The following is a 22,593-nucleotide window of genomic DNA, read 5'->3' on the forward strand; positions in this document are numbered from 1 at the left end:
GCCCTCCGGCGCGTCGCGGAAGCTTGTGTCTGCCTTCCTCGCCGAATAGTCATCGGACTGTCAGAAGATTGCGACAAAGAAGACAACAGCGGCGGCCCTATGCGGCTCGGCCCTTACGGCATCGCCCGATGCCACGCAAAGATGGAGATTTGGCCGTGAGGCAGATTCGTTCGCGACGGAAGATGCATGTTGGCGCGATGCTGCTCGGCGCGGCGGCTTTGGCGATGCTGCTGCCGTCGATGGCATCAGCGCAAACCGGCCCGGCGCCGGCCGGCGCAAAACCCTTCCTGACCGTCGACGGCAAGCTGCCGCTCGTGATCGGGCATCGCGGCGTGCCGGGCCTCGTGCCCGAAGAGACCGAGGCCTCGTATGAGCTAGCTGCCGACCTCGGCACCGACGCGCTCGAAGAAGATCTGCATCTGACCAAGGATTGCGTGCTGGTGGCACGCCACAATCCATGGCTCGGCGACAACACCAACGTTGCCGAAGTGGCGAAGACCAATGCGGAAGTCGCGAAACGCAAGCGCACGGCGCCGGGCGTTGCCGTCAAGGTGAAATGGGCGCAAACACCGACCAGCGGGCCGGCCGAATATCCCACCGACCTGATCGATCCGGCCGATCCCAAATCGGTGCTGAAGGCGCTGATCGTCGACGGCGACGACCACACCAATGATTGGTCGATCACCGATTTCACCATGGTCGAGCTGAAGAGCTGGATCGCCGGCACCACCTATGATGCGGCCAACGAACGGCCAAAACTGTTCAACGGCAAGTTTCCGATCATCAGCTTCCAGGACATCATCGATATCGCCAAAGCCAAGAGCAAGGCGACGGGACGTTCGATCGCGGTCTATCCGGAAACCAAGAATCCGACCTGGAACAATGCGCAGGCCATCGCCAATGGCTGCGGCGCGCCCGGCAGCCACCCGCTCGAGGATGCCCTGATCAAGATCATCAAGGAGAACAGCCTCAATGCGAAGGACGCTCCGATCATCGTGCAGAGCTTCGAGCCCGGCAGCCTGAAATACATGCGAAGCCATGGGCTGGAGACGCGGCAGGTCCAGCTGATCGACGGCAACGGCGTCGACTTCAAGACCGGCAAGGTGCTGCTCAACAACATCGCCAATTCCCGCCCGTACGACTGGACGGTCGCGGGTGACAGCCGCACCTTCGATGCGATGCTGACTTCCGCAGGCCTCGCGGAGATCAAGACCTATGCCGACGGCATCGGTCCGTGGAAGGCTTACATCGTCCCCTACAAGATCTCACCGTGGAAGGACAGCAACACCGACGGCAAGCCCTACAAGGGATCGACGGCGGAGGCTACGACGCAAGAACCAACCAGCGTCATTGCCGACGCGCACAAGCTCGGCCTGTTCGTGCATGTCTTCACGTTCCGGAACGAGAAGAAATACCTGGCTGCCGACTATCGCGGCGACCCGGGCCTGGAATATCTGAAGTTCTTCCGTCTCGGCGTGGATGGGGTCTTCACGGATTTCACCCACACCGGCGTCGCCGCCCGCGCGGCGTACTTGCGCGAACTGGGCTGGTAAAAACAGGCGCAGATTTCTTGCACCTTGCGACAAAATGCGCCCGGCATCGCCGGGCGCATTCGTCTTTCAGGCAACGCAATGCGCGTTACTCGGTCGCGTATTTGAACTCGGGCATCGCCTTCAGCTCATCCTTGGTCGCGCTGAACACCGCGTGATCCGGATACCAGGGATTAGGCTTCGACGCCGCCGCCGCGGGCGCCGCGCCGGTGGTGGTCGTGGACTTGGTCGTGCTGCCGGTGTTCGAGGCGCCGGTGTAGGCGACCGGCTCGTTGACGAATTTCACCTTGTCGAGCGGCACGGCGACCAGATGCTCGCCGACGCCAAGGAAGCCGCCGACGCCGATCACGACAGCCTTGATGGCGCCGCTCTTGTCCATCAGGAGATCGTTGATCGAGCCGACGCTCTCGTTCTTGTCGTTGTACACGCTGAGGCCGACGACCTTCGACGCGCGCCAGTCGCCATGATACGAGGTCGCCGACGTGGTCGACGTTGTTGTCGACGCCGCAGGTGACATCTTGTCGCCCTTGTCGGTGGGTGTCTGTGCAATCGCGACGGTTGCAAGCAAGGCGGAGCCGGCCAAGCCGGCGATGATGGATTTAACCAACATTGTTGCGCTCTCCTCAGTTCGCAAAATCGATGCTGGGAGAACCCGTGATTTGCGTGACCGTTCCTAATGCGCCTGCGGTCAAAAGCCGCCCCGATGCTTGGGAACACCATGCTGGCAACGCGATGGAAGCGATGCGGCAAGCCCGAGGATTGCGCAACGCATGGAACGTTGCGGTCCTTGACGAAAACGACCGCGATCTCTCAAGTGGGTTGCGGTCGAGCCTCACGACTGCGCCGGACGCGCAGTCCCCGATGTGACGATGTTTGGCTCACTAAGTCGTCCCGCGAACCGCGCTTGCGCAAAATCATCCGCACGCGCATCTCGCAGCGCGCCCCGCATCACGAAAGCCGATCGAGCGCGATGTGCCGTTCAGAAGCCGCCCCAATAGGGCGGCACGCCGTAGAAGCGATGCAGCTCGACTTCCTGCGAGCGGTCGCCCCAATCGAATTCCTTGTCGGCACGGAACGACGGCGCGCGCTTCAATTCGTCATCCTCGATGTCGAGCTCGTAGGCCTCGAACTTCGTATTGTAGTGCAGCCGGCCCCACGGCAGCGGAAGCAGATTGGTTCCGATCCCGAGGAAGCCGCCGAAGCTCAGCACCGCGTACGACACCTTGCCCGAGATCTTGTCGATCATCAGCCGCTCGATATGGCCGATCATGTCGCCATTGGCTCGGCGCACCGCCGTCCCCTCGACGCGATCGCTTGCAATGAGCTGATGCGGCCTTGCCATGACCTCGACAGCCATCTCACCCTCCTGGCCTGAAAGAGAAACAACGCGTCGCCTGGGAACGGGTTCCGGCGCTGGATATAACAGCCGCCCTACCCTTTTCCGGGCGGCCCTGGCGCCACGGACCCGACGTGCGGCATCGGGAACTTCCGCTCGTATTTCAACGGATTAGGCTTGATGACAGAACGATAACTTTTCTCCACAGCGCCGACCTGTTAACTCGTTATGCTGGGCAAGATTCCAGAAATGCACTGAAACAAAATTCCTGAGCCGCTTCCCCCGAATCACGGACAAAAGAGTCGGTATGACCCAGGCTGCGCCCAATATCCTCGTCGTCGAGGACGACCGCGAAACGCGGTCTCTCATCGCCAAATATCTCCGCACCAATTCCTGCCATGTCACGACCGCCTCAGACGGCCGCGAGATGGCGAAGGCCATGACCGACCACCGCGTGGATCTGCTGGTGCTCGACGTCATGCTGCCGGGCGAGGACGGCCTCAGCCTGTGCCGCAAGGTACGCGCGGAGTCGCAGACGCCGATCATCATGCTGACCGCGCGCGGTGAGGACGTCGACCGCATCCTCGGCCTCGAGATGGGCGCCGACGACTATTTGGCCAAGCCGTTCAACCCGCGCGAGCTGCTGGCGCGGATCAACGCGGTGCTGCGTCGGCAGGCCGCGGCGCGCAACGCCAGCGCGATCGAGGGCGCGACCACGCTGACCTTCCTCGGCTGGCGCATCGACATCCGCCTGCGCGAGCTGCGCAACCCCGAAGGGGCGCGCGTCGCCATGACCAGCGCCGAGTTCGACCTGCTGCGCACCTTCTGCGAACGGCCCGGCCGCGTGCTGTCGCGCGACAGCCTGCTCGACCTGACGCAAGGCCGCAGCGCCGGCTCGTTCGAGCGTTCGATCGACGTGCTGGTCAGCCGTATCCGACGCAAGATCGAGCCCGATCCGCAGGAAGCCACCATGATCAAGACGGTGCGTTCCGGCGGCTATGTGTTCACTCCGAGGGTGGAGGCGGTTGCCGCCACGAGCAACTGACCATGAAGCTGCTGCGCGTGCTGAGTCTGCGGGGGATCGGCGCCCAGATGGCGGCGCTGGTCGTCGTCTCGATCGTCGCGCTGCACCTGATCATCACTGCCACTTTCCTGATCCATCGGCCGGACCGGCCGGAGCCGTCCGATCGCTGGCACACCCAGCTCGCCGCCGCCGCGCAACTGCTCGGGCATGCCCCGGCATCGGAGCGGCCGCGGCTCCAGGCCGACGTCATCAGAGCCTTCCCGCAGCTTGCCATCGCTGACTTCACGTCCGATACCGGCGCCCTCACCGAGACCGACCCGCCGAGCCTGCACGCGCTGCGCCGGCTCGGCGCCGGCTATCACGTCTACTCTCTGCCGCGCGAGGCGGGCGGCACGCCGCATGACAACGAGATTCGGCGCGTCGCGATCCGCCTGCCCGACGGCAGCATGTTCGCCGCGAACCTGATGCCCGACCAGCACATGCGGCCGTTCTGGGGCGGGCCGTGGATGATGACGGTGCTGTTCGCCGTCATCAGCGTCACCCTGCTCGGCCTGTGGGCGGCATGGGCGCTGACGGCGCCGCTGTCATCCTTCGTCAAGGCCGCGGAGACCTTCAGCCTGAGCGGCGCTGCCGCGCCGCTGCCCGAACGCGGGCCCGAAGAGATCCGCTCGCTGGCCAAGGCGCTGAACCGGATGCGCGAGCGCATCACGGCATTGATCGACGATCGCACCAAGATGCTGGCTGCGATCAGCCACGACCTGCGCACGCCGATCACGCGGATGCGGCTGCGCGCCGAATTCATCGAGGACGAGACTCATCGCCACCGCATGCTGCGCGACCTCGACCAGATGCGCTCGATGCTGGAATCGGTGCTGTCGTTCCTGCGCAACGACCGCAAGCTCGAGGAGATGACGCTGGTCGACATCGCGAGCACGCTGCACCTCGTCACCGACCAGTTCGCCGACATGGGACACAAGGTCAGCTACGAAGGTCCGCAGCACGCGATGGCGACCGCGCGGCCGGCCGACCTGCATCGCAGCATCACCAATCTCGTCGACAATGCCGTGCGCTTCGGCGGCGAAGTTGCCGTTCGCCTCGACGTCAGGCCGGATCGCCTCGTCATCGACATCGAGGATGACGGCCCCGGCATTTCGGACGCGCACAAGGCCAGCGTGCTGGAGCCGTTCGTGCGCGGCGACCAGGCGCGCAACATGGATGAGGCCGAAGGCTTTGGCCTTGGCCTGTCGATCGCCAACGCCATCGTGCTCGCGCATGGCGGCACGCTGTCGCTGCACGATCGCAAGCCGCACGGGCTCGTGGTCCGGATCGAACTGCCGGCGCGGCAGCAGCAATTGCAGCCGCGGAAATCCGCAGCCTGATCAGCTGGAGCTGATCGGCGACGAAGCGGACCGATAACCTAGAGCATCAGGCGGCGAGCGGCGTGAGCTGCGCTGTGTCGTAGATTGCGATGGCCTCGAAGCGGTAATTGCAGGCGCGGCAATTCCACAGGAACGACGTGCGCCCCTCGCTGTGCTCCACCCAATCGGGCCGGGCGATCGGCTTGCCGCATTGCGCGCAGGGATTTTCGCGAGGCATATAGCCGGTGTCCTGACGGACCATGGCGCATCTCCCGAATGTTGTTTCTTGCGTGCTTTTGAATGGACAGACGTGCTGACTCAACACGCTCGCTGTCGCCGACGAGTGTAAACCTTCATCGCGTCGTTTGCACGACAATCCGCTGTGGATAGTGTGCGGTAAAACGCGGGCGAGAAAATCGTAGAAGAAAATCGGACGCAAAAACAATTTTCAGCTGAGACGATTGAAGCAAACAATTTGAAGCATCTGTCTGCGCAAAAGCGTCGTCCGCTTCACCCGCACCCGAACAATCACGGACGCAGAACGTTTCGCTGATGCGAAGGTTTTGCCACATTCCTGCCTGCTCGCCGTACCAATGAGACCGCAGAACCGACGCGCGTTTGATCACCCGGGCAACCCGAGATGAATATCCTTCAGAGCCTTAGCTGCCTTGCCGCCGCGATTGCGGTGCTGGCGTCCTGCGCCGGTGCGCATGCACAATCGCGGGCGCAATATGAGGCGATGGTGGCGGCCGAGGCCCAGGCCAATTTGGTGCCGGAAGAGCTGGTGCATCGCGTCATCGTGCGCGAGAGCAAGTACCATCCGCAGCTGATCGGGCGCGGCGGCGCCATCGGGATGATGCAGATCAAGCTCGCGACCGCCCGTGGGGTCGGCTACACCGGTACCGCCGAAGGGCTGCGCGACGCCGCGACCAACCTCAAATACGGCGTCAAATACCTCGCCGGCGCCTATCGCGCCGCCAATGGCGATTTCGATCGAGCCGTGCGTTATTTCGCGGGCGGGTATTACTACGTCGCAAAGCGGCAGCGCGGCGGTCACCTCAAGGAGGCGACGCATGGCGGCGCAGGTGCGCCACCGAAGGAACTCGCCAAGCAAGACCAAATGTCGGCCGAGACCGCCGAGCCAAAGCTGGAACAGGCTCCCAAATAGCTGCTTGCGTGTCCCGGACGCGGCGCATCGCTATCGCGCTGCGCTGCGTCGGGGGGACGCGTGTTCTGCGCACGCCGCGGTGCCGCTCCTGGCATACAAGTTGACACATCCGCCCATCAGCCTACATTAAGGGTGTTCCGAGGGGTGCTCCGAAGGAGGAGCTGAGATACCGCAAGCTTGGACTTCGCCATCACGGCGATCAGTTCGGGACCGCGGTGACCCTTTGAACCTGATCCGGGTCATGCCGGCGAAGGGACAGGGATGTATCAGACGTCACAACCGCGGGGGGATTCCCCCGTCTCCATCATCGGCGCAGGCATAACCGGCGCCTGGCACGCGTTGTTGCTCGCACAGGCCGGACGTGCCGTCACCCTGCATGAGCGCAGTGACGCCGCGATGACGCAATCCACAAGCCACTTCGCCGGCGGAATGCTGGCGCCGTGGTGCGAGGCCGAGGCCTCCGAGCCGGTGATCTCGCGGCTCGGCATCCGCTCGCTGGACCTGTGGCGGCAGCATCTCCCGGAGACGGCGTTCAACGGCTCGCTGGTGGTGGCGCATCCGCGCGACCGCGCCGATTTCGAGCGCTTTGCGCGCCTCACGTCAGGTTATCGCCGGCTCGACGCCGAGGGCGTCCGCGAACTCGAACCGGCGCTCGAGGGCCGCTTCGGTAGTGGCCTGTTCTATCCCGACGAAGGCCATGTCGAGCCGCGGCGCGTGCTGCCGCGGCTGCATGCCGCGATCGCCAAGGCCGGCGGCGACATCAAGTTCGGTAGCGACGCCGAGGCTGATGATCTCGACGGCCTCGTGATCGACTGCCGCGGCCTCGCCGCGCGCGGCCGCGAGCCGACCCTGCGCGGCGTCAAGGGCGAGATGATCATCATCGAGACCGCGGAGGTCGAATTGTCGCGCCCGGTGCGGCTGATCCATCCGCGCTGGCCGCTTTACGTGATCCCGCGCGGCGACGGCCGCTTCATGCTGGGCGCGACCTCGATCGAGGCCGAGGACAACGGCGTCAGCGTGCGCTCGGCGCTGGAACTGTTAGGGGCCGCCTATGTGGTGCATCCAGCGTTCGGCGAGGCGCGCATCGTCGAATTCGGCGCCGGCCTGCGCCCGGCCTTTCCGGACAATCTGCCCAAGATCAAAATCGAGCAGGAACGCATCACGGTGAACGGGCTCTACCGTCACGGCTTCCTGCTCGCGCCGGCGCTGGCCGAGCTGACGCTCGCCTTTCTTTCGCGCGGCGAAATCGACAATGAGGTGATGCAATGCGCGTGATCGTCAACGGCGAGCAGCGGGAGATCAGCGCCGTCAGCGTCGACGCACTGCTGGCCGAGCTCGACTACGAGGGCACGCATTTTGCGATCGCAGTGAATTACGACGTGGTGCCGAAGGGGCGCTGGGCCGACACCGCGCTCAAGGCCGGCGACGAGATCGAGATCATCACGCCGCGGCAGGGAGGGTGATGTGATGACATTTCATGCAAGCTCTCTCCCCTCGTCGTCCCGGCGAAGGCCGGGACCCATAACCACGACCGGTAATAGTCGGAAAGAACGTCGCCCAGCGCGCCACATTGAAGGGCCGCGGCGTATGGGTCCCGGCCTTCGCCGGGACGACGGCATAGTGTGAGGAGACACATGGTCACCTTCTACGGCAAATCCTTCCCCTCGCGCCTCCTGATCGGCACGGCGCTGTATGCCTCGCCCGCGATCATGCAGGGCGCGATCCGCGCTTCCGGCGCCAGCATCGTCACCGTATCGCTCCGCCGTGAAGCCGCGGGCGGCAAGAGCGGCGATGCGTTCTGGTCGCTGATCCGCGAGCTCGGTGTCACCGTGCTGCCGAACACCGCGGGCTGCCGCAGCGTGCGCGAGGCGGTCACCACCGCCAAGCTGGCGCGCGAATTGTTCGGCACGCCCTGGATCAAGCTCGAGGTGATTGCCGACAACGACACGCTGCAGCCCGACGTGGTCGGCCTGGTCGAGGCCGCCACCATCCTGGTCAAGGACGGTTTTGAAGTGTTCCCCTATTGCACCGAGGATTTCTCGGTCGCCTCGCGCCTGGTCGAGGCCGGCTGCAAGGTGGTGATGCCGTGGGCCGCGCCAATAGGAAGTGCAAAAGGCATCACCAACCGCGATGCGCTGAAACTGCTGCGCGACCGCCTGCCCGACATCACGCTGGTGGTCGATGCGGGCTTGGGCGCGCCATCGCATGCCGCCGAAGCCCTCGAGCTCGGCTACGACGCCGTGCTGCTCAACACCGCGGTGGCGAAAGCCGCCGATCCGGTTGCGATGGCCAATGCCTTCCGGCTCGGCGTCGAGGCCGGCCGCACCGCCTATGAAGCCGGGCTGATGGAAGCCCGCGACTTCGCCTCCCCTTCCACCCCTGTCGTTGGGACCCCGTTCTGGCATGCCGTATCCTGATCCGTTCTATCCCGTCGTCGACAGCGTCAAATGGGTCGAGCGACTGACCAAACTCGGCGTCGGCACCATCCAGCTCCGCGCCAAAGAGCTCGACGATGCCGAGGCGCTGCAGATCGTCACCGACGCGCTGGCGGTGACCAAGGGCACGCCGACAAAGCTTGTCGTCAACGATTACTGGCGGGCGGCTGTTGTCGCCGGCGCCGAGCATCTGCATCTCGGCCAGGAAGACCTCGCCGACGCTGATCTCGCCGAGATCCGCAAAGCGAAACTCACGCTCGGCGTCTCCACCCATGACGATGCCGAGCTCGACGCCGCGCTCGCGGCGAAACCCGACTATGTCGCGCTCGGCCCGATCTTCTTCACCACTTTGAAGTCGATGCGGTTCGCGCCGCAGGGCATTCCGAAGATCACCGAGTGGAAGAAGCGGATCGGCGCCATTCCCCTTGTCGCGATCGGCGGCATCAAGTTCGAGCACGCGGCCGAGATCTTCGCCGCCGGCGCCGATTCGATCGCCGTCGTCACTGATGTCACCCAGAACGCCGACCCCGACGCGCGGGTGCGGCAATGGCGCGGCATCCGTGCGGAGGCCGCGTGATGGCCACCAATCTCACCACCGTCATTGCGAGGAGCGCAAGCGACGAAGCAATCCATTCCTCCGCTTGCGAGACCATGGATTGCTTCGCTGCGCTCGCAATGACGAATTCAACTGACACGAATTAAACCGGAGGATCCCATGAACATCCGCTCCAACCCCGACACCACGCTCCCCGCCGTCACCACCGGCTCGCTGCCCTCGTCGCGCAAGATCTTTGCGACGCCGGAGGCCGCGCCCGACATCCGCGTTCCCTTGCGCGAGATCATCCTGTCCGAGGGCGCCGGCGAGCCGAACCTGCCGGTCTATGACACCTCGGGCCCCTACACCGATCCCGCCGTGACGATCGACGTCAACAGCGGCCTGCCGCGCAATCGCCTCGCCTGGGTCAAGGAGCGCGGCGGCGTCGAGGAATATGTCGGCCGCGACATCAAGCCGGAAGACAACGGAAATGTCGGCGCATCCCACGCCGCCAAGGCCTTCACCGCGCACCACACGCCGCTGCGCGGCCTCGACGGCCACAAGATCACGCAGCTCGAGTTCGCCCGCGCCGGCATCATCACCAAGGAGATGATCTACGTCGCCGAGCGCGAGAATCTCGGCCGCAAGCAGCAGCTCGAACGCGCTGAGGCAGCGCTTGCCGACGGCGAGAGCTTTGGCGCGGAGGTCCCCGCCTTCATCACGCCGGAATTCGTCCGCAGCGAGATCGCGCGCGGCCGCGCCATCATCCCCTCCAACATCAACCATGCCGAGCTCGAGCCGATGATCATCGGCCGCAACTTCCTGACCAAGATCAACGCCAATATCGGCAACTCGGCGGTGACCTCGTCGGTCGAGGAAGAGGTCGACAAGATGGTATGGGCGATCCGCTGGGGCGCCGACACCGTGATGGACCTCTCGACGGGGCGCAACATCCACACCACCCGCGAATGGATTTTGCGCAACTCGCCGGTGCCGATCGGCACCGTTCCCATTTATCAGGCGCTGGAGAAGTGCGAAGGCGATCCCGTCAAGCTGACCTGGGAGCTCTACAAGGACACCCTGATCGAGCAGTGCGAGCAGGGCGTCGACTATTTCACGATCCACGCCGGCGTGCGGCTATCCTACATCCACCTCACCGCGAACCGCGTCACCGGCATCGTGTCGCGCGGCGGCTCGATCATGGCGAAGTGGTGCCTCGCGCATCACAAGGAGAGCTTCCTCTACACCCGTTTCGACGAGATCTGCGACCTCATGCGCAAGTATGACGTCTCGTTCTCGCTCGGCGATGGCCTGCGCCCCGGCTCGATCGCCGACGCCAACGATCGCGCGCAGTTCGCCGAACTGGAAACGCTCGGTGAGCTGACCAAGATCGCGTGGGACAAGGGCTGCCAGGTCATGATCGAGGGCCCCGGCCACGTGCCGATGCACAAGATCAAGATCAACATGGACAAGCAGCTCAAGGAATGCGGCGAAGCGCCGTTCTATACGTTGGGCCCGCTGACCACCGACATCGCGCCGGGCTATGATCACATCACCTCGGGCATTGGCGCCGCGATGATCGGCTGGTTCGGCTGCGCGATGCTCTGCTACGTCACGCCGAAGGAGCATCTCGGCCTGCCAGACCGTAACGACGTCAAGGTCGGCGTCATCACCTACAAGATCGCAGCCCACGCCTCCGATCTCGCCAAGGGCCACCCCGCCGCGCAGCTCCGCGACGATGCGCTCAGCCGCGCCCGGTTCGACTTCCGCTGGCAGGACCAGTTCAACCTCGGTCTCGATCCCGAGACCGCGAAGAACTTCCACGACGAGACCCTGCCGAAGGAAGCCCACAAGGTCGCGCATTTCTGCTCGATGTGCGGCCCGAAGTTCTGCTCGATGAAGATCACCCAGGACGTCCGCGACTACGCCGCGACGCTCAACGACCCGACCGGCGTCGGCGCGTCGATCTCAGGCACCATCGAGGACGGCATGGCGACGATGAGCGCCAAGTTCAAGGAGATGGGCGAGAACCTGTATCTCGATGCGGAGAAGGTGAAGGAGAGCAATCGGGTGTTGTAAGGGCTCCTCCTTACCGTTCGTCATGTCCGCGCAGAAGCGCGTTCTCGCACTAGATGAAAGGCCGGGCGAAAGCCCGGCCTTGCTTCGAGGGCCCGCGCTCATCAACGATGCATAAGGCCAAAGGGCAGACTCATGCTCGTGGTTTTGAGCTTGATGAGAGCACAGTCACAAATTGCACCTTACGGATTGCGTTGGCGCACCGTAATTATATCGCCAATTTCGAAGGACGTTAAGTCCTCACCAACCTCCAGCGGCCCGCTATAAGTCTCGCGGGTGCCCGCCACGATGTCGTCAACGGTTGCACGAGGGATCTTGTCGCTGCCGAGAAAGACGAGATGGGAATAAACCGCCAGCTTAGGCTTGGCCAAAGAAAACACCTGTCCTGCTTCCCTGGGATTAGTATGGTGGTCCATCACGCGCCGCATGTACGGATTTGAGGAAAGCAATTCGGGTCGAGCGGCACAGACTTCGTGAATGAGCAGGTCAACGCCGGCGCCATATTTTATGACGTTCTGGTCGTAGCGAGTGTCGCCCGAAATCACCACCGCGCGACCTTTGTATTCGATACGGTAACCTACGGCAGGCTTGATGGCAGCCCCGTGATCGACCGTGAAAGCAATGACCTTGACGTCGTCCCTCTCATAGACGACGCCGTCCTTCTCGAATTCCTCCACGACAGTTGCGATGCCCTCAGGCAGCAGTTTCTCGTCCTCCAGCCGGATCTTGATGTCGAGGGCATAAGCGGCCTCTAGGCCGGTCATCAGCGACTTCGCGCCAACCGGGCCGATCAATCGGAATGGCTCCTTTCGACTGTTATTCAGCCACCCAGTAAGCCATAGGTCGGGGATGCCCAAGGTGTGATCCGAATGATAGTGAGTAAGGAAGAGTGCATTGATCTTGCTCATGATCGTGTTTTGCGTCGGGTTGATTTGCCGCAAGCGGATCGTCGCGCCGCGCCCAGCGTCAAACAGCAATCTCTGATTTCCCGCTTCTACTAGCGTGCTCGGGCCGAACCGATCGGCATCGGGAATTGGCGTGCCGGTGCCAAGCAGCGTGACTCTAAAATCGCTATCAGCTTTGACCTGCGCACTGACCGTCGCACCGAGTAGGAAGGCCAACAATCCGAAGAATGAAGCGAGCGTCTTAGACATCGTCGCAACCTTTCGCTATCGGCGAAACCAAAAGGCTGATCTTTAATTGTGGCGCAGTCAACGTCTGCTTTGGGTCACAAGCCGACATTCCGAAGTCGTGGCCGCTCTCCGTCGAAAGCGGACATCTCAATCTATGTATTCGCACGCACGGGGGGTTAGCCGAAGGCGTAACCCGCCGGCTGCTCGACGAGACAATGGTGGGACACGCTGCGCTAACCAACCCTACGACGCCGACGCGCCAACCGCCGCCTGCGTACCGACGGCTGCCGCCGCACCAAACTCAATCTCCCGATACCCCTCCGCCGCCACACCGTTGATGATCCCCAAGAACTTCGGCGTACCGCCGTTGTAGACGAAGTAGCGGACGGTGCCCTCCTCGTGGCCGGCGACGTTGGAGTTGTAGCCGGTGAACCACGACTTGGCTTTGCGCATCAGCATGATCTCGTACATTTTGGCGACATGCGCGGTCCAGCGCTGCTGTGCCTCCAAGGTGGCATCGGCGCGGGTCAGGCCTCGGTCCCACATGTATTGCAGCAGGTTGGTGCACCAGTTGACGCCGTTCTCGATGCCGCGCGGGAAGTTGGTCGAGGCGGAGGCGCTTTGCGGGCCGGTCGGCATCAACAGGTTCGGGAAGCCGTACACGAGCATGCCGAGGAAGGTCGACGGCGCCTGTTTCCATTTGTCCGATAGCTTCGCGCCGCCGATACCTTCGATGTCGATCAGGTCGTAGGCGCCGGTGATGGCGTCGAAGCCGGTGGCGTAGACGATGATGTCGAACTCGTAGTCGCGCGCCGTGGTGCGCAGGCCTGATGCGGTGACGCGCACCAGCGGCGTCTCGCTGAGGTCGACGAGATGCACATTGTCGCGATTGTAGGCCTCGAAATACCGGGTCTCCAGCGGCAGGCGCTGCACGCCGAAGCCGTGATCGCGCGGGATCAGCTTTTCGGCGACTTTCTGATCCTTCACGCGGCGGCGGATGCGGTCCGCGATATATTCCGACAGTTCGGCATTGGCGGCCTCATCCATGAAGATCTCGCGAAAATTCGCCAGCCAGATGCCGAAGCCGGGCTCGTCGTAGAGTCTGTCCCACAGTGCCAGCCGCTCCTCGCGGCTCACCTCGTAGAAGCCGCGCTTGTCGGGGCCGTGCACGAAGCTGCCGGGCGTCAGCGCGCAGGCGGCGAAGATCTCGTCATAGCGCGCGCGGATGTCGGCCATTTCAGCTTCCGAGATCGCGGAGTTGTTGAGCGGCGCGCTCCAGTTCGGCCGGCGCTGGAACACCGTGAGTTGGCCTACCTTGTCAGCGATCTCGCCGATCACCTGAATTCCGGTCGCGCCGGTACCGATCACGGCGACCTTCTTTCCCGTGAGATCGACCGGCTCGTGCGGCCAGTAATAGGTGTGGAACGAGCGGCCCTTGAAGTCATCGATGCCAGGCACGCGCGGCATGGTCGGCGCCGAGAGCAGGCCGATACCGAGCACGACGAAGCGGCAGGTCATCGTGCAGCCGTCACTGATCCTGAGCTGCCAGAGATCGCGCGTTTCGTCGAACTGCATCGCCTCGACCTTGCAGTTGAACTGCATGTATTTGCGCAGGTCGAATTTGTCGGCGACGTAGTTGAGGTAGCGCAGATTCTCGGGCTGGGCGGAGAAGCGCTCCTTCCAGTGCCACTCGTCGAGCAGTTCGCGCGAGAACGAGAAGCCGTAGGTGTAGCTCTCCGAGTCGAAACGACAGCCCGGATAGCGGTTCCAGTACCAGGTGCCGCCGAGATCGGGCGCGGCTTCGAGCACGGTGGCGTCGATGCCGAGATCGGCGAGCCGCTTGATCTGGTAGATGCCGGCGACGCCGGCGCCGACCACGATCACCTCGTAATGGGTCTTCGGCTCTCCCGTCATGTCCTGCTCCCGAAATTCTTCTTGATCTGTTGGGCCGGATTACAGACCCTTTTGCCTGATCAGGCAACCGGGCGCGACGTGGAACGATCGCATTCGTCATGGCCGGGCTTGTCCCGGCCATCCACGTCTTTCTTCGGCAGCAACCAAGACGTGGATGCCCGGGACAAGCCCGGGCATGACGATGAGTAAGAGAACGACGCCTACTGGCGGCGGTCACGCGACTTGCGTTGAGGCGCTGCCTGCACCACATCGATCACTGCAATTCGACGCGCAATCCGGACGAGCACATGACCGACAATCTCACCGGCGTCTGGGACGGCAGCTATGTTCAGCCAAGCGGCATGGTCACCTTCCTGGCGACGCTGATCGACGCCGGCGGCGCACTCGGCGGCAGCGTGACCGAACCCTGCGTGAGGCCGGGCTGCCCGCTCAGCACCCACAATGCTTCGCTGTCTGGACACCGCTCCGGCAGCGCGGTGTCGTTCGTCAAACGCTACGAGCCGCCGGGCTACGGCTATGACACCGTGCACTATGAAGGCGCCGTCAATGCCGACGCGACCGAGATCGACGGCCGCTGGAGCATCCGCGGCACGGCGTTCTCGGGACGGTTCTTGATGGTGCGCGCGACGGGGCCGGCGCAAGCGGTCGCGGCGGAAGACGAGGTCAAGGAGCCGGCGCGCTAGCACCTGATGAGATCAGGGCAATCGAGTCGCGACCTCGCCCCGCTTGCGGCAAGGCACGTCCCGTCGCGGAGGGTGAGGCGCGCCTGCGTCATTTCGGAATAATAGAATAATGTCACTGATTTGCCCGACATGTCAAGTGGCCACGTCGAATGCCGGCACGCCGCCGGCTACTGTGCATGGGGTTGTTTTCGATATTTTGGCAATGCGCCCCTGCGGACGCAGGACATACGGTTGGAGCCCCTCACCCCAGCGCCGCGATCTCACGCACGAGGTTGTCGCGGGCGCGGCGGTCGTAGGTTGCGGCGAAACCGGCATCGGGGAAGATCACCTGGCGTGCAGCAAAGTGGCGCAGCACCTTGGCGCGGCCGGCGCGATAGTCGGCGTCGCCGACATGGATGAACTCCTGCCGGATCGCCGCGGCATAGGCATCGTAGCGCGCGGGCTCGGCGCCGAGAATGCTGAGGTCGATCGAGATCAGGATCGCGCCGAGGCGATCATCGGTCTCAACGTCGTGCGTCTTCGTCAGACGGATCAGGCGGCCGACCTCGTCGCCGATCGCGGCGCGAACGTGTTGTTCGGCGAGCTGCGCGCTGCGCTCCTCATTATCAGGCCGGGTCGGATCGTACACGACATCGTGCCACCAGATCGCTTCCGACAGGATCTCGCGTTCGGCCGCGGAAAGACCATCGACGCGCGCCAGCGCCGCGAGGCAGTCCTCGATATGCGCGAGGTCGTGATAGTGGCGGCCGGGCGCCGTGTAGGCGGCGACCAATTCTTCGCGGGTCATCGCCGAGGTATATGACGGGAGCGGCGGAAATGGTAGCGGTCGGGTCCGTCACACCGGCGGCACCTTCCACGATCTCTCAATGCCCGACAACGACACTCACCGCCTCCCCGACCAGCTCCGCGCCAATCTGCGGCTGGTGTTCGTCGGCACGGCGGCCAGCACGCGCTCCGCCGCCGTCGGACATTACTACGCGCATCCCGGCAACCGCTTCTGGCGCGCGCTGCACGAGGCAGGCATCACGCCGCGGCGCTATCGGCCGGACGAGTTCGCAGCGCTGCTCGCGCTCGGCATCGGCTTTACCGATCTCTCCAAGACCGGCGCCGGGATGGATCATGAGATCGCGCGCGGCTCGTTCGATGTCGTGGGCTTCAGGACGAAGATAGAGATGGTTCGGCCGAAGACCATCGCCTTCACCAGCAAGAAGGCGGCGAGCCTGTTTTACGACAGGCCGACCAGTGCGCTTGCGCTCGGCCGGCAGCCGGCGACGGGCGGCTTTCCAGATGTGTTCGTGCTGCCGTCGCCATCGGGTGCGGCATCCGGGCACTGGAGCTTGCAGCCGTGGCGTGAACTGGCGCAGTGGATTGCAGAATCGTAGGGCGGGTTAGCGCAGCGTAACCCGCCATCTTCAATCGCGGATATAAGTCGGTGGGTTACGCCTTCGGCTAGCCCACCCTACGCACCGCGCCCGTTACTCCTTCAGCGTGATCGCAAGCCCGCTGAGATCGACATTGGCCATCAGCCCGATCTGCTTGCCGCTCAGTTCGAGCACCGCGCCGTTCTGATTGGTCAAGAGGATGCCACGCACGCCGGCGCCGACCGCAACGCCCATGCCCGCCGCGGCATAGACGCCGGCGATATCCTGGGCGCGGCGGATGTTGCGCACCCGCCCCTGCAACGTGGTCTGAGAGCCGCCGAACACGAGGCCATAGTCCAGCCCGCCGGCAGTGAGCCCGTAGGTCTGGCCGTGGAAGGTCAGAACGCCCTTGCCGGCGGAGCCGCCGAAGATCCAGCCGCCCTTGAAGATGACGAGCGTCACCGCGCCCTCGTCGGCCAGTGCGGCGGACGAGCCGGTGAGCAGCGCCAGCGCGAACAGCACGGCGCGGGCGACGGATGACAATCTCATGGGGAGTTCTCCGGACGAAGTGAAGCGAATCGCGGCAATCCGACCGAGCGGCGGCACGTTGAAATGCCGGCAAAACACGCGGGATTGCGCTTGTTCCTGTTATTGCGGAGTCTATCATCGCCGACGCAGCCACGCGACCACTGGCGCATGCGCGCCCACCGCTTTGCGCCATCGCTGAGGAGTTTGCGCAACAGGGACCGGCACCGATGCACGATTTCACCCCAGTTTCCGGCCTTCTCGGCGGCGCGCTGATCGGCCTCGCCGCGGCGCTGCTGATGCTGCTGACCGGGCGGATCGCAGGGGTCACCGGCATCGTCGGCGGCCTGCTCCAGCCCGATACCGCCGACCGCAGCGCCGATCGTTCCTGGCGCATCGCGTTCATCGCCGGGCTGATCGCAGCGCCCCTGATTGCGGCATTGTTCGGCGCGCCGCTGCCGCGGCCGGCGATGCATGCGAGCCTTGTCGTGATCGCGATCGCCGGCCTCTTGGTCGGGTTCGGCACAAGGATGGGCAATGGCTGCACCTCAGGCCACGGCGTCTGCGGCTTCGCGCGGCTGTCCGGCCGCTCGATCGTGGCCACGTTCATCTTCATGACGGCGGCGATCGTCACAGTTGCGATCGTCAGGCACGGGATCGGAGGCTAGCCATGCCGGTTCTTGCAAGCTTCCTCTGCGGCCTGATCTTCGGCGCGGGCCTTCTGATCTCGGGCATGACCGATCCGCAGAGGGTGCTCGGCTTCCTCGATCTGTTCGGCGCCTGGGATGCGACGCTCGCTTTCGTGATGGCGGGTGCGGTTGCGGTCGCAGCATCCGGCTTTGCGATCGCGCGGCGGCGTGCGGCGCCCGCCTTCTCGGCGCGCTTCCTCTGGCCCGACCGCAATGACATCGATGCGCCGCTGGTCGGGGGCGCCGTGCTGTTCGGCATCGGCTGGGGCCTCGCCGGCATCTGCCCCGGGCCCGCACTGGTCAATCTCGCCGGGCTCTCGCTGCCGATCGTGGTGTTCGTCGTCGCGATGCTGGCGGGCATGATCGGCCAGAACCTGTTCGGCAAGAATCTCTGGCGGCGGCGTACGCTGGCGCCGCGCCTCGAAAATCCTCCACTTCCATCTCGCGCAGACGGGTGATCCCATGACAACGATCAAGCACTTCCCTCCTCCGCCCGGCGTCACGGCGCCACCGCTCTCGTTCGGCGCCCGCGTCGGCGATTTGCTGTTCATCTCGGGCATTCCCGGCTTCGACGCCAGCCGCGAGCTGCCCGATGGCTTCGAGGCGCAGTTCGCCAACGTCGTCACCAATTTCAAGCGCGTGCTGACCGAGGCCGGCGCAACGATGCGCGATCTCGTCAAGGTCAACGTGCTGCTGACCCGCGCCTCTGACGTCGCGACGATGAACGTGCTGTATGCCGGCGCGTTCGCCCCGCGCCCTATCCCGCGCGCACCACCTGCGTCGTGGTGGCGCTGCCCAATCCGAAGATGTTGATCGAGATCGAGGGCGTGGCGTCCGTGAAGGGGTGACAGCGCAAAGGGCGCCGTCGCTTATCAGCACGGAGAGCGGTGGCGCCGGACAGCGCGTTGCGGATGTTGGCGATGGCGGTCGACCGGCGGCGATTGCAGCAGGTCTCGCAGCTTCACAACTCCCAGCAGCTTTGCATCCGCCCCCCAGAACGATTGAGGCGTAAAATGCTCGGCTGCCCTGGCAGCGGGCGCTGGATGAACAAGCGCGCAGGCGATGGAGCCCCAGATCAACCAATTGCCGTCGCGCCGATCCTGAACCATGGGCATGACCTCCGGCCGCAAGAGTAATCGGATTGTCATCCGTGCGACACAACAACCCGAAGGGACCGGGCGATCGAGTACGCCGCGGTCTCTCGGCTCAAGCGCTGGCGTCTCTGGCATACTGGATCGCCCGCATGCGCGGGCGATGACACCGAACAAGCTGTTTGACAGGTTGGATCGAGGGCCATCTTCATCGTCGTCCTGGCGAAAGCTAGGACCCATTACCCCGCATCTCGATTGTTGCGCGACGCTGGGGCCGCATTCCCGTTCACAAGCAAATTCGGTGGTTATGGGTCCCGGCTTTCGCCGGGACGACGATGTGGAGAGAGCTGGGCGCAAATCCACGCTGCATCGCGCTCCCTCACTCAGCCCTCAAAACAACGACCCCTGCCCGTCGTCCTCACGCACCGGCGCCTTGCGCGCTGCGGCCTTCTTCGGCGCCGGCGCGTCCTCCGCGGCAATCTCTTCCGCGCTCATCGGCAGCAATAGTTGCGCATCGTCGTTGGCGACGGCATTCACGCGCATCGTCACCTGGTGCCAGGCGAACTCGCCGACATCGGGCCCCTTCAGCATCGGCATCACGTCGTCGACATCGTTGGGCAGGCAGTCGAGCCAGCGCGCGAATTGCTCGGGCCGGATCGTGACAGGCACGCGGTGATGCAGTTGCGCGAGGTCGGGGCTCGCGGGCGCCGTGACGATCGCGACCGTGTCCTGCTCCTCGCCGTTCGGTCCCATCCAGGTCTCGGCGAGCGCGGCGAAGGCGAGCGGATGGCCGTCGCGGCGATGGATGAAGAACGGCCGCTTGCGGCCGCCGGCATCCTGCCATTCGTAATAGCCGTCGGCCGGGATCAGCGCGCGGCGCCGCTTGATCGCGTTCTTGAAGGCCGGCTTCTCCCGCACCGTCTCGGAGCGGGCGTTGATTAACAGCGAGAACGTGCGGGGATCCTTGACCCAGGACGGGATCAGGCCCCAGCGCATCAGTTGAAAATGCCGGCCGCCATTCTGCAGCAGCACGACCGGGATCGGCTGGGTTGGCGCAACATTATACCGCGGCGGAAAATTCGGCTGCTCGATGTAGCCGAACATCTCTCGCAAGGCCGCCGGCGGCGAGGTAATGACAAAGCGTCCGCACATATCCTGTCCAGGGTGGTATCCGTTTATTCCGCCTTAACTTGGACCGTTAAAGACTGCGACCAATGACCTCAACGGCCGCCATAGCGGGCTCTTCCCCGCGACCGACGTACCCCGACGAGGCGCGGGCGGCGTTGTTGCGCGCCGCCAACATCAATCCCCGCACCGGGCTTGCGACCGACTACCTCAATCACTTCAACGAAGCCATCATGCTGCTGGAGATGGTGCCGGACCTGCCGGAATGCGCCAGCGATTTCCTTGAATGGCAGCCACTGTCCTATGCCGAGCATTTCACCGCGTCCAACTTCAAGGCGCGCGACCTCGCGATCGAGGCCTATGAGACCGCGGACGCTCGAATCCGGGCCGAATTCGACCAGCTCACCGCCAGCATGACCAGTATCCTGACCGAGGTCGGCGCCGCGATGAGGCAGTTGCATCAGGACAAGAGCCGGGTCGCGCTGGCCGAGCAGGCCATCGTCTGGGTCAAGCCGCTGGTGATGCAGACCGCCGGTGTCATCAACGGCGCGGCCGAGGCCGATGTCGACAGCATCATGGCGGGCGCCTGATTTATCGGGCATGATGGTCGTCAAAACTGGTTGTCGTCTTGAGCTCTCCCGAACCTCCGATCCGCCCGCAGCTCGCCGTCTCCGGCGTGATTTTCCGCGACGGCAAGGTGCTGCTGGTCCGCCGTGCCCGCTCGCCGGGCAAGGGCTTCTATTCGCTGCCCGGCGGCCGGGTCGAATTCGGCGAGACGCTGCACACCGCCCTGCACCGGGAGATCGACGAGGAGACCGCCTTGCGGGTCGAGATCCTGGAGCTGGCCGGCTGGCGCGAGGTGCTGCCGACCGGTCCCGGCACCGGGCACTATCTGATCATGACGTTCGCGGCACGCTGGGCCTCCCGCGAGCCTGTGCTGAACGACGAGCACGACGATTTCAAATGGCTGGCGCCGGAGGAGATCGGCGATCTCAAGGTCACCGGCGGGCTGCACGAGGTCATTGCGACCGCCCGGCGGCTGGTCTGAGGCCCGTTTGGGGACGGTATCGGAGCCTTGCCGCCTTGCCACCGGCGCATTGAGGGGGCATACCACGGCGATTCCGGAACCCCTGATGATCAGAGCCTTTCTCGCCGTTGTGATCCTGATGTCGGCATGCCTCGCGACGCCCGCCCGGGCGCAGGACGCGGCTGCGCCGTTCGACGGTGACCTGCAGCGGCTGGCCGAGATCCTCGGCGCCCTGCACTATCTGCGCGGCATCTGCGGCTCCAACGAAGGCGCCAAATGGCGCAACGAGATGCAGGCGCTGATCGACGCCGAAACTCCCTCCGGCGACCGCCGCGCCCGCATGATCGCGGGCTTCAACCGCGGCTACAACGGCTTCCAGCAGACCTACCGGACCTGCACCCCCGCGGCCTCGGTGGCGATCCGCCGCTATATCGAGGAAGGCTCGAAGATCTCGCGCGACCTGACGGCCCGCTATGCCAACTGACCGCGCGATCTTCTTCGACCTCGACGGCACCCTGACCGACCCGAAGCCCGGCATCACAGGCTCGATCCAGTATGCGCTGGCAAAGCTCGGCCGGCCGGTTCCGTCGCAGGATGAACTGACCTGGTGCATCGGGCCACCGCTGCGGGCGAGCTTTGCGATGCTGCTCGGCGGCGAGGAGCTCGCCGACCGCGCCGTCGAGCTCTACCGCGAGCGGTTCGGCGATGTCGGGCTGTTCGAGAACAGCGTCTATCCCGATATCGCCGACGTGCTGGCGGAGCTGCGGCAGGCGCCGGGGCGCATCTTCGTGGCGACCTCGAAGCCTCACGTGTTCGCGACGCGGATCGTCGCGCATTTCGGCCTCAGCGCGTATTTCGACCACGTGTTCGGCTCCGAGCTCGACGGAACCCGGGTCAACAAGGTCGACCTGTTGGCCTACGCCCTGGCGCAGACCGGGGTCGATCCGAGCAAAGCGGTAATGATCGGCGACCGCAGTCACGACGTGGTCGGTGCGAATCGCAACGGCATCCGCGCGATCGGCGTCACCTATGGTTACGGCACGCCGGAGGAGCTGGTCGCAGCCGGCGCCAGCCATCTGTGCGCCTCGCCGCGCGCGGTGCTGGACCATATCCACAGCTCATTTGGTTGATCGCGGCGGCGACGTCAGGAATTCCCCTTTAAATGCCGTCCCGGCCGTTAACCTTTTCGAAAGATGTGGGCTAGGCGGTACCCGCATGCGTGATACATCTCGCGGGCCTCGCAGTGGTTCGCTCCTCGGACCGCGCGCATTCATTTTGCAGAGTTTCATGCGCCATCCAGCGTCTTCCCCCCATCACCAAGACCCTCGTCCCGATCACGAACAGAAGCAGGCCGCGCTGGGCTACCTGAACGAAGCCTGGGCGGAAGCGCGTCACGACGGCGTCGATGGCGACTGCCTAGCGCAGGCGAGCCTGTTTGCGGCGCTCGCCGAGTTGGTCGGCACCTATGGCGAGGACGCCGTGGCGAAGTTCGCCGAGGGCCTCGCCGCGCGCGTGCGCAACGGCGAATTCTCGCTGGCATTGGCCCGGCAGTAATCCCGCAAA

26 protein-coding genes, 1 pseudogene and 1 riboswitch are annotated in these 22,593 nt (G+C 64.4%); of the genes and pseudogenes, 19 read left to right on the forward strand and 8 right to left on the reverse strand.

The genetic code is table 11. The features are described 5' to 3' along the window. The first annotated feature begins 155 nt into the window (after positions 1–155). Positions 156–1,553 carry a glycerophosphodiester phosphodiesterase family protein gene (locus ACVIGA_RS10375; RefSeq protein WP_456666305.1) on the forward strand — a complete coding sequence of 466 codons (1,398 nt, stop codon included), beginning with the start codon at positions 156–158 and terminating at the stop codon, positions 1,551–1,553. Between the two features lie 85 nt (positions 1,554–1,638). Here ACVIGA_RS10375 and ACVIGA_RS10380 read toward each other — a convergent pair whose 3' ends face one another. Both ACVIGA_RS10380 and ACVIGA_RS10385 read right to left on the reverse strand, forming a co-directional pair. Further along, complete coding sequence (locus ACVIGA_RS10380) at positions 1,639–2,160, reverse strand: PRC-barrel domain-containing protein (protein WP_456666306.1); 522 nt, start codon at positions 2,158–2,160, stop codon at positions 1,639–1,641. A 369-nt stretch (positions 2,161–2,529) separates the two neighbouring features. Next, a complete protein-coding gene (locus tag ACVIGA_RS10385) occupies positions 2,530–2,907 on the reverse strand; it encodes a PRC-barrel domain-containing protein (protein WP_456666307.1) in 378 nt (125 codons plus the stop codon). Between the two features lie 286 nt (positions 2,908–3,193). Here ACVIGA_RS10385 and ACVIGA_RS10390 point away from each other — a divergent pair, with 286 nt between their 5' ends. Both ACVIGA_RS10390 and ACVIGA_RS10395 read left to right on the forward strand, forming a co-directional pair. Further along, positions 3,194–3,931, forward strand: a complete 738-nt coding sequence (locus ACVIGA_RS10390; RefSeq protein WP_021079973.1) for a response regulator — start codon at positions 3,194–3,196, stop codon at positions 3,929–3,931. Between the two features lie 2 nt (positions 3,932–3,933). Next, positions 3,934–5,289 (forward strand): ATP-binding protein, encoded by a 1,356-nt coding sequence (locus ACVIGA_RS10395; protein WP_456666308.1) that lies wholly within the window; start codon positions 3,934–3,936, stop codon positions 5,287–5,289. 46 nt (positions 5,290–5,335) lie between these two features. Here ACVIGA_RS10395 and ACVIGA_RS10400 read toward each other — a convergent pair whose 3' ends face one another. Next, positions 5,336–5,530, reverse strand: a complete 195-nt coding sequence (locus ACVIGA_RS10400) for a hypothetical protein (protein ID WP_050403193.1) — start codon at positions 5,528–5,530, stop codon at positions 5,336–5,338. Between the two features lie 378 nt (positions 5,531–5,908). On the opposite strand from ACVIGA_RS10400, the gene ACVIGA_RS10405 reads away from it, so the two are divergent. The 6 genes from ACVIGA_RS10405 to thiC all read left to right on the forward strand — a co-directional run bounded on the left by ACVIGA_RS10405 (position 5,909) and on the right by thiC (position 11,485). Continuing rightward, a complete protein-coding gene (locus ACVIGA_RS10405) occupies positions 5,909–6,436 on the forward strand; it encodes a transglycosylase SLT domain-containing protein (RefSeq protein ID WP_456666309.1) in 528 nt (175 codons plus the stop codon). Between the two features lie 130 nt (positions 6,437–6,566). Next, a riboswitch (TPP riboswitch) is annotated at positions 6,567–6,710 on the forward strand. Further along, positions 6,698–7,711, forward strand: coding sequence for an FAD-dependent oxidoreductase (locus ACVIGA_RS10410; RefSeq protein ID WP_456666310.1), 1,014 nt, complete (start codon positions 6,698–6,700; stop codon positions 7,709–7,711). Its footprint overlaps the riboswitch before it by 13 nt. Further along, a complete protein-coding gene (gene thiS, locus ACVIGA_RS10415) occupies positions 7,702–7,899 on the forward strand; it encodes a sulfur carrier protein ThiS (RefSeq protein WP_194459578.1) in 198 nt (65 codons plus the stop codon). The genes ACVIGA_RS10410 and thiS overlap by 10 nt, the downstream gene beginning before the upstream one ends. Positions 7,900–8,070: 171 nt before the next feature. Then, positions 8,071–8,853, forward strand: coding sequence for a thiazole synthase (locus ACVIGA_RS10420; protein ID WP_456666311.1), 783 nt, complete (start codon positions 8,071–8,073; stop codon positions 8,851–8,853). Beyond that, positions 8,840–9,448, forward strand: a complete 609-nt coding sequence (locus ACVIGA_RS10425; RefSeq protein ID WP_456666312.1) for a thiamine phosphate synthase — start codon at positions 8,840–8,842, stop codon at positions 9,446–9,448. The genes ACVIGA_RS10420 and ACVIGA_RS10425 overlap by 14 nt, the downstream gene beginning before the upstream one ends. 138 nt (positions 9,449–9,586) lie before the next feature. After that, positions 9,587–11,485 (forward strand): phosphomethylpyrimidine synthase ThiC, encoded by a 1,899-nt coding sequence (thiC, locus tag ACVIGA_RS10430; protein WP_456666313.1) that lies wholly within the window; start codon positions 9,587–9,589, stop codon positions 11,483–11,485. 179 nt (positions 11,486–11,664) lie between these two features. On the opposite strand, the gene ACVIGA_RS10435 is transcribed toward thiC, so the two are convergent. Both ACVIGA_RS10435 and ACVIGA_RS10440 read right to left on the reverse strand, forming a co-directional pair. Continuing rightward, on the reverse strand, positions 11,665–12,636 hold the full coding sequence (locus tag ACVIGA_RS10435; protein ID WP_456666314.1) for an MBL fold metallo-hydrolase: 972 nt from the start codon (positions 12,634–12,636) through the stop codon (positions 11,665–11,667). Between the two features lie 222 nt (positions 12,637–12,858). Beyond that, the gene (locus ACVIGA_RS10440) at positions 12,859–14,529 is read right to left on the reverse strand and encodes a flavin-containing monooxygenase (protein ID WP_456666315.1); all 1,671 of its coding nucleotides are present in this window, start codon (positions 14,527–14,529) and stop codon (positions 12,859–12,861) included. Between the two features lie 287 nt (positions 14,530–14,816). On the opposite strand from ACVIGA_RS10440, the gene ACVIGA_RS10445 reads away from it, so the two are divergent. Further along, on the forward strand, positions 14,817–15,212 hold the full coding sequence (locus ACVIGA_RS10445; RefSeq protein ID WP_456666316.1) for a hypothetical protein: 396 nt from the start codon (positions 14,817–14,819) through the stop codon (positions 15,210–15,212). Positions 15,213–15,453: 241 nt separating this feature from the next. On the opposite strand, the gene ACVIGA_RS10450 is transcribed toward ACVIGA_RS10445, so the two are convergent. Next, entirely contained in the window at positions 15,454–15,999 is a 546-nt protein-coding gene (locus ACVIGA_RS10450; RefSeq protein WP_456666317.1) for an HD domain-containing protein, read from the reverse strand. 79 nt (positions 16,000–16,078) lie between these two features. Between ACVIGA_RS10450 and ACVIGA_RS10455 the strand changes: the two genes are divergently transcribed. Beyond that, the gene (locus ACVIGA_RS10455; RefSeq protein ID WP_456666318.1) at positions 16,079–16,594 is read left to right on the forward strand and encodes a mismatch-specific DNA-glycosylase; all 516 of its coding nucleotides are present in this window, start codon (positions 16,079–16,081) and stop codon (positions 16,592–16,594) included. Positions 16,595–16,687: 93 nt separating this feature from the next. Here ACVIGA_RS10455 and ACVIGA_RS10460 read toward each other — a convergent pair whose 3' ends face one another. Then, positions 16,688–17,122 carry a hypothetical protein gene (locus ACVIGA_RS10460; RefSeq protein ID WP_375776227.1) on the reverse strand — a complete coding sequence of 145 codons (435 nt, stop codon included), beginning with the start codon at positions 17,120–17,122 and terminating at the stop codon, positions 16,688–16,690. Between the two features lie 206 nt (positions 17,123–17,328). Here ACVIGA_RS10460 and ACVIGA_RS10465 point away from each other — a divergent pair, with 206 nt between their 5' ends. From ACVIGA_RS10465 to ACVIGA_RS10475, 3 genes and pseudogenes are all read left to right on the forward strand, one after another. Then, a complete protein-coding gene (locus ACVIGA_RS10465; RefSeq protein WP_456666319.1) occupies positions 17,329–17,766 on the forward strand; it encodes a YeeE/YedE family protein in 438 nt (145 codons plus the stop codon). 2 nt (positions 17,767–17,768) lie between these two features. Beyond that, a complete protein-coding gene (locus ACVIGA_RS10470) occupies positions 17,769–18,245 on the forward strand; it encodes a DUF6691 family protein (protein WP_456666320.1) in 477 nt (158 codons plus the stop codon). A 4-nt stretch (positions 18,246–18,249) separates the two neighbouring features. Continuing rightward, a pseudogene (locus tag ACVIGA_RS10475) lies at positions 18,250–18,635 on the forward strand (RidA family protein). Positions 18,636–19,268: 633 nt separating this feature from the next. On the opposite strand, the gene ACVIGA_RS10480 reads toward ACVIGA_RS10475, so the two are convergent. Further along, a complete protein-coding gene (locus tag ACVIGA_RS10480) occupies positions 19,269–20,030 on the reverse strand; it encodes an SOS response-associated peptidase (RefSeq protein ID WP_456666321.1) in 762 nt (253 codons plus the stop codon). A 62-nt stretch (positions 20,031–20,092) separates the two neighbouring features. Here ACVIGA_RS10480 and ACVIGA_RS10485 point away from each other — a divergent pair, with 62 nt between their 5' ends. The 5 genes from ACVIGA_RS10485 (at position 20,093) to ACVIGA_RS10505 (ending at position 22,584) form a co-directional block, all read left to right on the forward strand. Further along, a complete protein-coding gene (locus ACVIGA_RS10485; RefSeq protein ID WP_456666322.1) occupies positions 20,093–20,593 on the forward strand; it encodes a hypothetical protein in 501 nt (166 codons plus the stop codon). Between the two features lie 38 nt (positions 20,594–20,631). Then, a complete protein-coding gene (locus ACVIGA_RS10490) occupies positions 20,632–21,051 on the forward strand; it encodes an NUDIX hydrolase (protein WP_456666323.1) in 420 nt (139 codons plus the stop codon). An 85-nt stretch (positions 21,052–21,136) separates the two neighbouring features. After that, entirely contained in the window at positions 21,137–21,514 is a 378-nt protein-coding gene (locus ACVIGA_RS10495) for a TIGR02301 family protein (protein ID WP_342727539.1), read from the forward strand. Continuing rightward, positions 21,504–22,160, forward strand: coding sequence for an HAD family hydrolase (locus ACVIGA_RS10500; protein WP_456666324.1), 657 nt, complete (start codon positions 21,504–21,506; stop codon positions 22,158–22,160). Before ACVIGA_RS10495 ends, ACVIGA_RS10500 begins: the two co-directional genes overlap by 11 nt. A 157-nt stretch (positions 22,161–22,317) precedes the next feature. After that, complete coding sequence (locus ACVIGA_RS10505; protein WP_097675200.1) at positions 22,318–22,584, forward strand: hypothetical protein; 267 nt, start codon at positions 22,318–22,320, stop codon at positions 22,582–22,584. Positions 22,585–22,593: the final 9 nt, after the last annotated feature.

The sequence above is a fragment of the Bradyrhizobium sp. USDA 3240 genome, from assembly GCF_054063295.1.

Bases quoted from the DNA above. Each gene is read 5' to 3' on its own strand.
- ACVIGA_RS10480 (WP_456666321.1), bottom strand. From the start codon at position 20,030: ATGTGCGGACGCTTTGTCATTACCTCGCCGCCGGCGGCCTTGCGAGAG.
- ACVIGA_RS10460 (WP_375776227.1), bottom strand. From the start codon at position 17,122: ATGAGATTGTCATCCGTCGCCCGCGCCGTGCTGTTCGCGCTGGCGCTG.
- thiC (WP_456666313.1), top strand. From the start codon at position 9,587: ATGAACATCCGCTCCAACCCCGACACCACGCTCCCCGCCGTCACCACC.
- ACVIGA_RS10450 (WP_456666317.1), bottom strand. From the start codon at position 15,999: ATGACCCGCGAAGAATTGGTCGCCGCCTACACGGCGCCCGGCCGCCAC.
- ACVIGA_RS10400 (WP_050403193.1), bottom strand. From the start codon at position 5,530: ATGGTCCGTCAGGACACCGGCTATATGCCTCGCGAAAATCCCTGCGCG.
- ACVIGA_RS10405 (WP_456666309.1), top strand. From the start codon at position 5,909: ATGAATATCCTTCAGAGCCTTAGCTGCCTTGCCGCCGCGATTGCGGTG.
- ACVIGA_RS10445 (WP_456666316.1), top strand. From the start codon at position 14,817: ATGACCGACAATCTCACCGGCGTCTGGGACGGCAGCTATGTTCAGCCA.
- ACVIGA_RS10500 (WP_456666324.1), top strand. From the start codon at position 21,504: ATGCCAACTGACCGCGCGATCTTCTTCGACCTCGACGGCACCCTGACC.
- thiS (WP_194459578.1), top strand. From the start codon at position 7,702: ATGCGCGTGATCGTCAACGGCGAGCAGCGGGAGATCAGCGCCGTCAGC.
- ACVIGA_RS10425 (WP_456666312.1), top strand. From the start codon at position 8,840: ATGCCGTATCCTGATCCGTTCTATCCCGTCGTCGACAGCGTCAAATGG.
- ACVIGA_RS10410 (WP_456666310.1), top strand. From the start codon at position 6,698: ATGTATCAGACGTCACAACCGCGGGGGGATTCCCCCGTCTCCATCATC.
- ACVIGA_RS10505 (WP_097675200.1), top strand. From the start codon at position 22,318: ATGCGCCATCCAGCGTCTTCCCCCCATCACCAAGACCCTCGTCCCGAT.
- ACVIGA_RS10435 (WP_456666314.1), bottom strand. From the start codon at position 12,636: ATGTCTAAGACGCTCGCTTCATTCTTCGGATTGTTGGCCTTCCTACTC.
- ACVIGA_RS10390 (WP_021079973.1), top strand. From the start codon at position 3,194: ATGACCCAGGCTGCGCCCAATATCCTCGTCGTCGAGGACGACCGCGAA.
- ACVIGA_RS10495 (WP_342727539.1), top strand. From the start codon at position 21,137: ATGATCAGAGCCTTTCTCGCCGTTGTGATCCTGATGTCGGCATGCCTC.
- ACVIGA_RS10470 (WP_456666320.1), top strand. From the start codon at position 17,769: ATGCCGGTTCTTGCAAGCTTCCTCTGCGGCCTGATCTTCGGCGCGGGC.
- ACVIGA_RS10395 (WP_456666308.1), top strand. From the start codon at position 3,934: ATGAAGCTGCTGCGCGTGCTGAGTCTGCGGGGGATCGGCGCCCAGATG.
- ACVIGA_RS10420 (WP_456666311.1), top strand. From the start codon at position 8,071: ATGGTCACCTTCTACGGCAAATCCTTCCCCTCGCGCCTCCTGATCGGC.
- ACVIGA_RS10385 (WP_456666307.1), bottom strand. From the start codon at position 2,907: ATGGCTGTCGAGGTCATGGCAAGGCCGCATCAGCTCATTGCAAGCGAT.
- ACVIGA_RS10440 (WP_456666315.1), bottom strand. From the start codon at position 14,529: ATGACGGGAGAGCCGAAGACCCATTACGAGGTGATCGTGGTCGGCGCC.
- ACVIGA_RS10485 (WP_456666322.1), top strand. From the start codon at position 20,093: ATGACCTCAACGGCCGCCATAGCGGGCTCTTCCCCGCGACCGACGTAC.
- ACVIGA_RS10465 (WP_456666319.1), top strand. From the start codon at position 17,329: ATGCACGATTTCACCCCAGTTTCCGGCCTTCTCGGCGGCGCGCTGATC.
- ACVIGA_RS10455 (WP_456666318.1), top strand. From the start codon at position 16,079: ATGCCCGACAACGACACTCACCGCCTCCCCGACCAGCTCCGCGCCAAT.
- ACVIGA_RS10380 (WP_456666306.1), bottom strand. From the start codon at position 2,160: ATGTTGGTTAAATCCATCATCGCCGGCTTGGCCGGCTCCGCCTTGCTT.